This is a genomic window from Puniceibacterium confluentis (assembly GCF_007923445.1).
GTDB classification, from domain to species: domain Bacteria; phylum Pseudomonadota; class Alphaproteobacteria; order Rhodobacterales; family Rhodobacteraceae; genus Puniceibacterium; species Puniceibacterium confluentis.
Window position 1 is genome coordinate 1 of the sequence record NZ_VOJI01000046.1, and the last position, 12835, is coordinate 12835.

Annotated in this window: 6 protein-coding genes and 5 pseudogenes; 3 read left to right on the forward strand and 8 right to left on the reverse strand. The window is 58.8% G+C overall.

Going from position 1 to position 12835, the window contains the following annotated elements; genetic code table 11:
* Positions 1-70: 70 nt before the first annotated feature.
* The 3 genes and pseudogenes from tnpC to tnpA form a co-directional block, all read right to left on the reverse strand.
* Positions 71-1489: pseudogene (gene tnpC, locus FOY53_RS21820) on the reverse strand (IS66 family transposase); the annotation flags it as partial.
* A 62-nt stretch (positions 1490-1551) separates the two neighbouring features.
* Positions 1552-1899 (reverse strand): IS66 family insertion sequence element accessory protein TnpB, encoded by a 348-nt coding sequence (tnpB, locus tag FOY53_RS21825; RefSeq protein WP_146592431.1) that lies wholly within the window; start codon positions 1897-1899, stop codon positions 1552-1554.
* Complete coding sequence (tnpA, locus tag FOY53_RS21830; protein ID WP_146592432.1) at positions 1896-2276, reverse strand: IS66-like element accessory protein TnpA; 381 nt, start codon at positions 2274-2276, stop codon at positions 1896-1898. The genes tnpB and tnpA overlap by 4 nt, the downstream gene beginning before the upstream one ends.
* A gap of 97 nt (positions 2277-2373) precedes the next feature.
* On the opposite strand from tnpA, the pseudogene FOY53_RS21835 reads away from it, so the two are divergent.
* Positions 2374-3205, forward strand: a pseudogene (locus FOY53_RS21835) (transposase); the annotation flags it as partial.
* On the opposite strand, the gene manD reads toward FOY53_RS21835, so the two are convergent.
* The 5 genes and pseudogenes from manD to FOY53_RS21860 all read right to left on the reverse strand — a co-directional run bounded on the left by manD (position 3206) and on the right by FOY53_RS21860 (position 9486).
* Positions 3206-4429 (reverse strand): D-mannonate dehydratase ManD, encoded by a 1224-nt coding sequence (gene manD / locus FOY53_RS21840; RefSeq protein ID WP_146592433.1) that lies wholly within the window; start codon positions 4427-4429, stop codon positions 3206-3208.
* A 151-nt stretch (positions 4430-4580) separates the two neighbouring features.
* Positions 4581-6125 (reverse strand): type 2 periplasmic-binding domain-containing protein, encoded by a 1545-nt coding sequence (locus FOY53_RS21845; protein WP_146592434.1) that lies wholly within the window; start codon positions 6123-6125, stop codon positions 4581-4583.
* An 85-nt stretch (positions 6126-6210) separates the two neighbouring features.
* Positions 6211-6981 carry a GntR family transcriptional regulator gene (locus FOY53_RS21850; RefSeq protein WP_146592435.1) on the reverse strand — a complete coding sequence of 257 codons (771 nt, stop codon included), beginning with the start codon at positions 6979-6981 and terminating at the stop codon, positions 6211-6213.
* Between the two features lie 85 nt (positions 6982-7066).
* Positions 7067-8366, reverse strand: a pseudogene (locus tag FOY53_RS24235) (ISL3 family transposase); the annotation flags it as partial.
* A 33-nt stretch (positions 8367-8399) separates the two neighbouring features.
* A pseudogene (locus tag FOY53_RS21860) lies at positions 8400-9486 on the reverse strand (IS3 family transposase).
* A gap of 178 nt (positions 9487-9664) precedes the next feature.
* Here FOY53_RS21860 and FOY53_RS21865 point away from each other — a divergent pair.
* Together FOY53_RS21865 and FOY53_RS21875 are read left to right on the forward strand one after the other, a co-directional pair.
* On the forward strand, positions 9665-12286 hold the full coding sequence (locus tag FOY53_RS21865; RefSeq protein ID WP_146592436.1) for an FG-GAP-like repeat-containing protein: 2622 nt from the start codon (positions 9665-9667) through the stop codon (positions 12284-12286).
* 406 nt (positions 12287-12692) lie between these two features.
* Positions 12693-12835: pseudogene (locus FOY53_RS21875) on the forward strand (IS481 family transposase); the annotation flags it as partial.

A 12835-nucleotide genomic window follows, 5' to 3' on the forward strand; every position in this document is an offset into this window, starting at 1 on the left:
GTGTCGCGCTGAGTTCGACGACCAGCTTTCAATGTTTCCAAACACTTACGAAGGGGGTGCATAATGAGCAACCAACGGCAATCGGGCGCAGGGCACGTTCTGCCGGGTTGTTGTCGATGGCCACACGCCCGTCGCTCAGGAAGAGGCTGAAGGCCTCCTGCCGCGCGAGGCCATAGCGGAACGCCTTGGCCAGATCGCTTTTGCCGGGGATGCGCAGGAGCTGTTGTTCAGACCAGGCGAAGAAGGCTGTCACCTTGGGCTGGGTAAGCTTTTGACGCGTCGCATGACGCACGTCAGCGGACTGGCCGTTGATATCGCGCTCGATGTCGTAGAACTTGCCGATCCGGTCGAGCGCCTCGCGGGCGATCTCGGATTTGGTCGAGGTCCAGAAGTCGTGGAAGTCCCGCCGCAGATGCGCCCAACAGGCGGCCTCGCGCAAACGCGGCGTGCCACCGGGTTCAGGCGCATAGAGCTTGGCATAGCCTGTGTAACCATCCGCTTGCAGGATGCCGCGGGCGTTGGCCAGATGGCTGAGAACGTGCTCTTCTTTCCAGTCTGGCGCAAAGCGATAGACAGCGCCCGGCGGTGATGCTCCCGCCCAAGGCCGCTGGTCACGCACATAGGCCCAGATCCGGCCTTGTTTGACACCCTTGCCAAGCCCCTTGTCGCGCATGCTGCGATCCAGCACCCGGATGGGTGTGTCGTCCGCATGCAGCAGGTCGCTGGCCATGATGTCCGCCTCGATCCGTGCGATCAGCGGCTGCAGGGTCTTCATGGCCCGCCCGCACCAGCCGACCAGCGTGCTTTCGGGAATGTCCGCCCCCATGCGGGCAAAGATCTCGTGCTGGCGATACAAAGGCAAATGATCGTCGAACTTCGAGACCAGCACATGCGCAAGCAGGTTTGGCCCCGCCATGCTGCCCGGGATTGGACGACTTGGTGCGGGCTCCTGCACCATCCGCTCGCAGCGGCGGCAGGATTTCTTGATCCGGGCAATCTGGATCACCTTCATCTGCGCCGCGATCATATCGAGAAGCTCGCTGACATCCTCACCCACCACATGCAGATCGCCGCCACAGTCGGGGCAGCAGGCACCGGGGTCCAGTTCACGACGCTCGCGCGGGGTCGCATCCGAGACACGTGGCCGACGACGCAAAGCGGGCGCATCGGCAGCCTCTGGTGACGGCTCATCCGGACCTTCGTCAATGAGCGCTTCATCGTCTTCGGCCACCGCGACCAGCAGGTCTTCGAGCGCCAATTCCAGCTGTTCGATCTCGCGTTCGATCTTTTCCGAGGATTTGCCAAAGGCCAGTTTTTGTAACTTGGCGATCCGCAGGCGCAGGCCCTGAACCAGCTGATCATGGACGCGCAATGTCGCCGACATCTTGGCGTTTTCTGCCGCGATCTGAGCGTTCTCGGCCTGCAATGCTGCGATCACCGCTCTCAATTCAGCGGGATCATCAGGCAGATTTTCAGTAGGTTTAGACATGCGCCTGACTACCAAAAATTAGGCTCAAGCGCCATATAAATAACGATAATTCGAGCGCAGAATTACCCCACACGCGCTGGCGGAGCGCCCCAATCCGGACGTCGCCAGTCGATCCCCTCCCACAGCATCGCGAGCTGTGCTGATGTCAGCCGCATCGACCCATCCGCAGCATTCGGCCAAGGGAAGCGGCCACGCTCCAAGACTTTGTAGTAGAGACAAAACCCCTGGCCATCCCAGAACAGAAGCTTGATCCGATCCCCGCGCCGCCCACGGAACGCAAATACCGCACCATTGGCTGGTTTGTGACGCAACACATCCTGCGCCAAAGCGGCCAGCCCCGCGATCCCCTTTCGCATATCCGTGACACCACACGCCAGATACACACGCACACCGGTGCCGGGACCGATCATGCGGCGTCCACCGCGCGGATCAGCACCGACAGCGCAGTCGGATCAATCGTGCTTTCAAAATGCAAACTACGGCCGCCACGCAGACGCAATTCAACCGCAACCGGTGGCGATGTTTCAGCGACAGTATCCTGCGTTATCGGAACTCCAGCCGCCACTGGCATATCCAATGGGTAGAAAAGCGCCCCGGCATCCGGCGACCAGAGGCCTTTCTTCTTGAGGTCGTGCCGCCAAGCGTAAATCTGCTGCCGCGTCACTTCATGGCGCTGTGCCACCTGCGTCACCGTTGACCCGTCTATCCCAACAGACAGGACAATCTCGAGCTTGTCCTCGTCACGCCAGAAACGCCGTCGCTCCACCCCGAGAATTTCACCACGCATCGACGACCCCGCACAAGACACGTCGTTAACGACGTAGTTAAACACGTGTCTTAGATCATCGCCCCAGCGTCAGGCAGGCGGTGCCAATGGCGCGGTTACGCTGGACGAGAACGCCAGCATCTCGGTCGTTGCGTGCCGCAATGGTGTGGCTGCCCAACCTGCTATATCGTTGGCGACGCCTGATGCTGGAGGGAGGGGCCGTGGCCGTGTCTGGAGACGATGACGTCACGAGCAACCGGACCGTCCTGCAGATGGAGGACCGCATCCGTGAACTGGAGCGCCAGTTCGAGCGCAAGACCCTGGAGGTCGAGATCCTTAAGGGAGCGCTCGACAAGTCACGTTCAATAAACTGACGTGGTTTGCGCAGTCGCAGCGACCGGACTGATCCCCCTCTCGGGCATGCCGGCATGCCCTGCCGGGCAGTGGGTGAGCGTCGTGGCCACTGCGTTGGGCATCTCTCGCTCCAACCTGCGCGATTGCTTGAATGGAAGCGCAAAGCCGCGACGGCGCCATCATAAAGCGCAAGACGCGGCGATCGTGCCGTTGATCACCGCGCTCGTGGCGGCACGTCCGACCTACAGATACCGTCGGATTACAGCCATTCTGAACCGGCGGTTGCGTGCCACCAGCGCATCGCCCGTAAACCAAAAGCGCGTTTACTGCATCATACAGGCCCAGAACCTGCTGCTTCCACGCCGCTGCACCGAGCGATCCGATCGCGCCCAAAACGGCAAGGTCGTGACCATGCGGTCGAACCTGCGCTGGTGCTCCGACGGGTTCGAGTTAACCTGCTGGAACGGCGACATCTTTCGTGGCGCAACATCATCGATGCCCATAATCGGGAGATCATCTCCTGGTGCGCCGTCGTGACCGCAGGCTTCAGTGGCTCGGACATGCGCGACATGATGCTGGCGGCAGTAGAGGCTCGGTCAGTAGTTCCAGATCGTGCCATCCTCCAGCCGGGTGACAGGGTGGCTCGACGGCTGGTATTCATAGCGAGAGGCCTCCCGCTCATCGAAATCCATGCCAAGGCCGGGCGCGTCGCTGACCCAAACCATACCATCGTCCATCCGGTGCTGAGTGGGAAACAGCGCGTCACACTCGGGCGTTCCGAGCACCAGCCATTCCTGAATGCCGAAGTTGGGTGCCCAAGCGTTAAGATGTGCTTGGGCGGCCATACAGAGTGGTGAGTGGCTCGGAGCACCGTGAAATCCGGTGCGGACATGGTGCAGACCGGCCAGGTCAACGATCCTCTTTACAGGTGTAATTCCCCCAGCATAGGTGACCGCAACTCGAATAAAATCTATCAGTTCGGCCTCGATCATCTTGTTACACTGATAGATGGAGTTGAACACCTCACCGATCGCGATGGGAGTGGTGGAATGCTGGCGGATCAGGCGCAAAGCGTCTTGATCCTCGGCCGGGGTGGGATCCTCCAGCCAGAAGAGCCGCACTGGCTCGACCTCCTTTGCAAATTCAGCCGCCTCTCGCGGCGTCAGCCGGTGGTGAACATCGTGCAAGATCTTCAACTCTGGGCCGAACTTGTCCCTTATTTGCGCCAACGCGTCGGGCATAAAGCGCATATACCGCCCGGTGTCCCAGACCTCGACGTCCGGGTGTATACCACTGAAGTCGGTGATGTAGTTCTTGAACGCCCCCTTTTTCGAAACGCCGTAACTTGCAGTCGGCATGCCGGGAATGCCGCATTGGACACGCACGGCCTTGTAGCCCTCGTCCTTGTAGTAGGCGATTGAATCCATCAGGTCTTCGAGGTCAGCCCCAGTCGCGTGAGCATAAACCAACGCACCTTCACGGCTTTTCCCGCCGAAGAGTTGGTAGAGTGGCAAATTCGCTACCTTGCCCTTAATATCCCATAAGGCCATGTCTATTCCGCCGAAGGCTGCCATGGCGATGGGGCCGCCGCGGTTGTAGGCACCGCGATAGAAGAACTGCCAGAGGTCCTCACTGTTGCGGGGGTCTTTGCCGATCAGGTTCGGCACCAAATAGTCGGTGAGGTACTTGGCCGTCAGGGACTCGCGGCTCTTAAGCGTTGCATCTCCTAATCCATACACCCCTTCGTCCGTCATGATCTTGATCGTGACATAGCTTTTTCCGGGTCCCCCGACGAAGACTTTTGCATCGGTGATTTTCATTAAGTCTTTCCCTCCATAGAGTTTCTCGGATGCGATCTGCCGGGTGGCTTTTATCTGTACTGGCAAGTGTCGTTGCGATGAACGATCCAGATGAATTGGCGGTCTGACACAGGACGCATGGAACGATGGCACCGCGCGTCCTGAGACTGCGTTAGTCGTATTGACGTTTGTAGGCGGCGTTCATTACCGTCATCACTTCATCGTAGCCTCTGCTTTGCAGGGCCTCGATATAGTCGTCCCAGTCAGCCTTCACATCGCCGGTTCCCAAAAGCCATGCTTGCTGCCTCTCAAGCATATAGACTTGGGTCGGCGGCCAGTATCGATCAAAGATTGCCTGCTCATCCTTGGTCAAAGCCACACCAAGGAATTGATCTACGAGCAGATCATGCGTGTCGTAAAGCGCGATCCCTTCTCGTGCCTCTTCTGCCGTCCATTGCCACTCGTATCGGAAATCTTGTGGAAAGCCCTTTTTGATCTGGGCGCCGGCTTGTCGAAGTTGGACGTTCACTGGTTCGCTACTGTTGAGCACCTCAGGTTTAAAGACGGGCTCCCCGTCGATCATGTCCCAAAACTCTCCCTCGACACCAAAATTCGAAAGCAGCTTTCCTTGCTCGGTGAACCAAAAATCGAAGTACTTGATCGTTTCTACCGGGTGCTCGTTTTTGAAGCTGATCGCCCAACCGTCTGGTTTGACGGGAATGCGGCTATGCTCCTCAATCCTCTTGCCGCTGATTGATTTAGGCGGCAAGAACGGCACGAAGTTGAAGCCTTCGATCTCGCCGGAGAGAGTGGAGTTGTACCCGCTGGTAGATGCGAACCAGTCATGGGTCATACCGCCAAGGTCGGCTGAGAGAAGCGCGTCTCTGGCGGATCTACCGCGGGTAAAAACTTCCTTGTCGATCAGACCCTCTTCGTACCAGCGAGCTACCTCGGATAGGCCGTCCCTGTAGGTTTCCTGCGCATATGGGTGCACCACGCGACCATCATCGACTATGAAATCGTGGTACGTGTCCGACCCAGATGTTCGCCCGTCCCAGAGAGTGACAAGTCGAACTGCCTCCTCCCAATCCCGTGCGAAGAAGGGGATTTCATCCTTTACGCCATTGCCGTTGGGATCACCGTCGCGGAATGCGACCAGGACATCGTAGAGTTCTGTCACGGTGTCCGGGCGTTCGAGACCAAGCCGGTCAAGCCAGTCCTGTCGGACGTAATAGGCCCGGCCATATTTTCCGTCAGGAACATAGGGCACGTAATAGATATTTCCGTCGTAAGCGGTAATCGCCTTTCGGATATCTGGGCGTGCGTCCAGAAGCGCCTTGATATTAGGGGCATGGGCGTCGATCAGATCGTTCAGCGGCATGAAGGCACCTTGCGGGCCATACTCGTTGACCGTGTTCTTGATCACCAGACCTCCTACGATATCCGGCATGTCGCCCTGCGCCAGAAGTAGGTTTATCGCCTCAAGAGAATTCTGAGAATTAGGTCCTGCAGTCTTATCGATCAGGTGGATGCCCGTGAGCTCACGCGCCTTTTGCTCGACCGGGTAGTCTTCCTCGTAGCCTTGCGCGAGGTCCCAATGCAGGTGGATAGTGAGCTCCAGAGGTTCATCCACGATTGGCAGGCTACTCTCGGCGCTGGCTGCACTGACAAGGCTGCTTGTGGCCAGCAGTGTCATCATTATTCCAAAGTTACGCATTCTTTCCTCCGTAGTTGCGTTTCGAAAATTGGCACGCTTACAGACGCCCCTCCTCCGGACGTTGGATCTGTGCAGGCGCACCAAGTTAATTTACGGTTGGCAGTTCGATTAGCCCGTTCAGGCGGTAATCGGTGAAGAGCCGGCTTATCTGGCGATCTATATCGCCGATATGGACCCGCATGGCGGCCTCGGCGCGGTCGGGGTCACGGGCTTGCAGGGCGGCGATGACCTCGGCGTGTTGCTCAAGAACCTCGGGGCCGCGCAGGATCCGATGCCGACGGCGAATGTTGCGCGCGCGGTTGAGATCGAATTGCGTCCGCCGTGCCGTTACCCAAGCATCGCCATACCCCGCCAGCATGAAGATCCTTTGGTGGAATGCTTCATCAATGCGCACGAAGCCAATGTGATCGTCCGCTGCTTGCACAGCAATCAACTGGGCATGCAGATCTTCAAGTTCAGCAACGCTATGGCGAGGATCGGGAAATGCCGCCGCTGCTCGCGCTGCGCCCATCTCCAATTGCAGGCGAATGAAGCAGGCCGTCGTGTAGCGCTGCACAGAGATGAGAGTCACATAGGTGCCGCTCTGGGGAACGAGTTTCACCAGGTTAGCTTCGTCCAGCCGAATGAGCGCTTCACGCACCGGGGTCTTGCTGATGCCAAGCGCTGACGCAATTTCTTTATCAGATATCCGCTGACCGGGACGCAGCTGCACCGAAACAATGAGATCGAGCAAGAGGTCGAAAACAAGGAACGCGATCCCTCCTCCTGCCTCTGGATTGAGGGTCACACCCGTCAGCAAATCGGTCAGTGACGCCTCTTTGTTGCTCGCCTGCGCGCTCGAAAGACCTTGCGTCATAAGAGTTCTCCGAATCTTAAATATCAACTAACGAATCTGTTATATCAGTTTGGAAAACTTGTAAATTGTGTTTTCGTCGGAAAACAAGGGCATGCTCACGGACGTTTCGCACCATGTCAGTGAACCTGTCGGTCAGTTCCCGGGCGGTTGCCAGCGCTGGTAGCGCCGCTTCGATACGCGCGACCTGGATTGCATCGGCACGAGTCAGATGATCCCGTCCCATGGTCAGGAGCTGCGAAATCCTTCGGGCAGGTGGCGACTTTCATGTTTCGGACGGTACCGCTTGCTCGGCCCGACGCTGGCGTGTCGCCCACTCGCCAACGACCCGGAGACTGCCATGAAATTCATCAGCCCGTAACCGGCGCCAGAGTTCTGCGCCGTTGCGGCATCCGCCGCTCCACTCCCGTTCCAGTCGAGGAAACCAAGCGGTCAAGATGCTCTCGCGGATGATCTGGCGGACCAAGCCGCGGCTCAGCCCGGTCAGGCGCACGATCCGTTTAATGGGAACACCCTCGTCTGCCATTCGGCGGACCATGTGGTTGGTCTGCTGGCGCCTTTGAAAGCCCTCAAATTGCAACCTTTCCGCCGCCGTCAGAAGCCTCGGATCGAGGGTCTCTACCCCGATTGCCTTGCGAATGGCTGGCATGTTCCGCTGCACGGCTGCCAGGAAGGCGGCACTTGCGTTCTCTAACAGATGCCAACGATCCGCGACTTGAACTGCGTCTAGCAGGGCACGTGCGGCGGCACCGCCGTAGCCACCGTTGCGATCGCGGGCGACAACTCTATCTTGGGACGCGCGCGGAGCCACGCTTCCACAGTGGCGGGCTCTCGGTCGGGCAGCAGATCGATGACCTTACGTCGTTCGAGATCGCAGATTAGTGTGCCATAGCGCTGTCACTTGCCGATACCCACCACGCGAGGTTCCACGGCAGCTTCCTCGGGCTTCATCCGAACGCTGCGCAGGAAAGTGTCTCTGCTCACCGGCAACAGAAGCTGTCCGGCAAGCGCCAGCGCGGGGCGCCCACCAAGAGCAATGCCGATGTGACGCACCAGTTCCTGCAAGCGTGATGTCCTACGCGCATGTGGCCGGGTGACAGCTGGCAGGAACCGTTCTGAAAAAATCTTCGCTGGGCAATGTGCAGCGCGGCAGCGAAACCGGCGAACGAGCAGCACCAGTTCAACTTCTCGGCCATGGGCGGGGAGATCGGCTGGATGACGCCAATACTTGCTGTGGACATGACGAGAGACCGTGCCACAGCGTGGGCATGCTGCCGACGCATCCGAGGAACGGGCGTGGGCCCGGATCCTGCTGCCATCAAGTTCAACCCGGTCGGCCTTCAACCCTGCCGGTAAAAAACTCGTCGCGAAGGCCATGAACCGGTAATCCCCCCGTTTTTAACGGGGTGCGTCCGTAGAACTTACGCGGCCATTTTCAGTTTCTGGGCGGGCGTGATGCCACCGATGCCCATGTGCGGGCGGTCATTGTTGTATATCCATAGCCACTGGGTGGCGAAGTGCTGGGCCTCCTCGATGCTGTTTATGATGTATTGGTCCAGCCACTCATGCCGGACCGTGCGGTTGTAGCGCTCGATGTAGGCGTTCTGCTGCGGCTGGCCGGGTTGGATGTGCTGGATGATAACCCCATGTTTCTCAGCCCATTTCGCCAGATTGTCACTGATGTATTCGGGGCCGTTGTCGACCCGTATGGTGCTGGGCTTGCCGCGCCATTCGATGATGCGGTCGAGGCTCCGGATCACGCGCTCGGCGGGCAGCGAGAAGTCGACCTCGATCCCCAAGCCTTCCCGGTTGAAGTCGTCTAGCACGTTCAACAGCCGGAACGCCGGGCCATCCCCCAGCCGATCCGCAATGAAATCCATCGACCAGGTCACATTTGGCGCGTCCGGGACTGCCAGCGCATCAGGTTTGTCCCGCTTCAACCGCTTGCGGGGCTTGATCCGCAGGTTAAGTTCCAGTTCGCAGTAGATGCGATAGACGCGTTTATGGTTCCACGGATGGCCCTTCACGTTGCGCAAATGCAGGAAACACAGGCCAAACCCCCAAGTCTTGCGGGCGTCAGCCAGTCCGGTCAACAGATCGGCGATCTCCTCATTCTCTGCCCGCAACTTGGGCCCATAGCGATAGCAGGTCTCGCTGACCCCAAAGGCCCGGCAAACCAGGGCAATGCTGGCTCCTCGTCGCTCCACCGCATTCTCGGCCATCTCCCGGCGGTGAGACGGCCCAATTATTTTTTTCCAAGGGCTTCCTTCAACAGATCAGCCGCATGCTCAGATCTGCATACATCCGCTTCAGGCGCCGGTTCTCATCTTCCATGGCCTTCATCTGGCTGATCATGGACGCGTCCATGCCGCCATACTTCGACCGCCACTTGCAGAACGACGCATTGCTCATGCCATGCTCACGGCAAAGCTCTGCCACCGGCACTTCGCCTTCGCCCTGGCGCAGGATCGAAAGGATCTGCGCCTCAGTGTATCTGCTTGTCTTCATTCAGAACCTCCTCATGCATCGTGCCGAGAAAATTCTACTTATGCACCGCCTTACTTTCGGGGAGGATTACCCAACTATCTGCGGAGTTTGGCGAACTTGGCAACACATAACAGATGGCCTATGCTCGCTTGAGGCTCGAGGGCACTTGGCCACATGAGCTGTGGTGCGGGAGCAGATCATGTCAGACGAGTTGTTCTTCAACGATCTGGCAGTTGTATCGGACGAAATCGTGCAAACCGGGGTCACGCCGCGGCCTATCGGCGCGACGCCCATCTCAACCTTGCTTGCAGATGTGAATGGTGACGGGCGTCTCGACATGGTGCACGGACCCGGCGATTGGCCGACCGGCGAGATACTCACCACGCCGCATCTCTGGCTGCAGCAGCCAGATGGAAGTTTCGCCAGTGCGGTCGTGGAGGAAACTCAAGAGCTCGCCTTTCCTGGGCAAATCTGGGCAAAGGATTTCAACAACGATGGCCTGACGGATCTCTATGTGTCGACCCTCGGCAATGAATTGCTGATCCCAGAGGGCTCTACACCGGATGTGCTGTACCTGCAGAACCCTGACGGCAGTTTTAGCCGCGACACCCGAAGCGAGTTGCCGGCGAACTGGGCGCATGCGACCTCAGTCGGCGATCTCAACGACGACGGTTGGATTGACGTATTCTCGACAGGTGGGTCGAACGATCCGCTCTATGTTTACTGGGGCTCTGCCGAGGGATTTGTGGTCGAAGAGCTTACCGGCACCGATCTGATCGGACCGCATATTTGGTACGGCCCCTATCACCGGGACGTCCTGCACAGAACGCGCATTCAGGACTTCGACGGGGATGGCGAAACCGATCTGCTGATCGGTGCGTCCGGCTGGAACCTGCCGATGGCGCCGGGGAATGCGCCGCCCGTTTTTCCCAGCGAAATCATTTATTCCTATTCGGGTGATAACGAAACGCGCATGGCGCTGCCGGTTCCACAGGTTCCATGGATGGCCCCCTGGGCCTACGAGATCAACAATTCGCAGATTGGCGATCTCGACGGCGATGGTGATATGGATCTGGTGATCGCCTATATGAACAACGGCGGCTTTATCCACGAAGGCAATTTCTATCCCTCTTGGGAAGCCGAAAATCTCGGTGTTACGGTAGACTCTAACTTTGCGCACCGGATCATCCAGGTGCTGCGCAACGACGGGGATCATTATACGGACGTCTCTGAGCACCTGCCGCGGGTTACGACGCCCAACACCTATACGGCATTCGAGGTCAATATCCTGGACCTCGATGCGGACGGAAACCTCGACCTTTACTTTTCCCCCGCCGATCCCGAGACGTCGGCGGCTGTTCTGCTTGGTGACGGAGCATTCGGTTTTCACGAGCCAGTCGTTCAGTCCCAGTACAGCCTCGCTGGTTGGGAGATTGCCGACATGAACGGTGACGGGCGCGCAGATTTTGTGTCGGCGTGGAGCGAACACGAGAATGCGCTCTCGGGCACGAGCATGGTCATGATGACCGGGCAAGACGAGGCGGACATCTGGTACGGCACTTCAAACGACGACGCGGTCATCCTTCGACTGCAGAACGAGGCTCATGCCGGTGTGGGCGACGACCACATCATCGGAACTGACGTCGCCGATCAAATCTGGGGCGGGTGGAACAACGATCTTCTGGACGGCGGAGCAGGCGCGGATCGGCTTTACGGGGAGCATGGGCAAGACAGCCTGGCCGGGCGGGCGGGTCCCGACACGCTCGATGGTGGGACTGGCGACGACACGCTCAATGGTGGGGGCGGGTCGGATGTAGCGGTGATTGCCGTGTCTCAGGAAGATGCCGCGATCAGCTACGAGGGTGCGGGGGTGATCGTCGAGTCCACCGAAGGAAGCGACTTTCTGATTGGGATAGAGACAATACACTTCCTCGACGGAACGCTCGACCTGACCGACGTGGTCGGCGGTCCGCAGGACGAGACCCTGATCGGCACCGAGGGTGAGGACAATCTTGAGGGCGGCCCTGGCGACGACAATATCTTCGGTCTCGCGGGCGATGACACGCTCACCGGTGCGGGCGGTGACGACAACATCGGCGCGGGCGCCGACAATGACGAGGTCATTGGCGGTGACGGCAACGATTTGATGGGCGGCGGCACCGGAAACGACCAGATGACGGGAGGTTCCGGAAACGACTTCATGGGAGGTGGCCAGGACGACGACACGGTCGACGGCGGGATCGGCAACGATATCGTCAATGGCGGGCCGGGCAACGACCTGCTGATCGGCGGCGAAGGGTCGGACGCGATGGGTGGGTCGTTCGGGGCCGACACTATAGAGGGCGGCGCTGGAAACGACGACATTGGGGGCGGATCAGGCCAAGACGTCATCTCAGCTGGTGCGGGTGACGACAGTGTTGGCGGCGGAGAGGCCGATGATGTCATCTTCGGCGACGATGGGAACGACTTCCTTGCGGGCGGTGGACGAAACGATCAGATCGACGGTGGACTGGGCAACGACACGATCAACGGTGGTGACGGCGACGATACGATGACCGGGGGCGACGGGGCCGACGTCTTCGTGTTCAACTTCTTCAAGGACGGCGATGCCGATGTGATCACCGACTTCGAGGACGGCGTTGATAGCTTCCGAATGGTCGGGGTCGAGAACGCACCGGGTTCCGGTCTGGCGGGTAAGGTTGCGGCGTTGAACATCACCGACGTCGCAGTTGGCGCGCAGATCGACTATCAGGGTCACACGGTGCTGATCGAGGGGGTCGCGGCGGCTGATCTGACGGTGGAAGACTTCATCTTCCTCTGAGCAAGAACGAACACTGCCTCCCTGGGGTCACTTCTGGGTGGAAATCAACAGGGTGACGATTGCGCTCCCGAATAGAACAAGCTTCATTAGACCTCTCCATTAGATTTCCAAAACATCGTAACACACTGTAATTAAACCGGAAAATCACGATATTTTCTGAATAGAAGTCTCAATCCGCTGTCATGCGGACAGGAATTGAGGCAACCTTTTGTAACATTTCACAACGAGCGACACGTTTCAGTCATGCAAACTGAATTCGATGATTCGTGCTGGACCGGGCCAAAAACGGTCCTTTTCGCCGGGGTCACAATCCCAGGGCATAACTCTGACACGTGAGATGCTTGGCTAGGTGTTTGAACCCAGGGTTTGATGGTGTGATCCTTTCGAAGGAATGGAAGGATGCCCTATGGGACAAGTTCGTCACGGAAGCGCCACGACCACGTACGCCGTCAGAGCAGCGATACAGCGATCGCAAGACCGGCCCAAAGGAGCCACGTTCGACGGTCCTCACGGAGGCTGAGGAGGCGGCCATCGTCGCGTTTCGGCGCC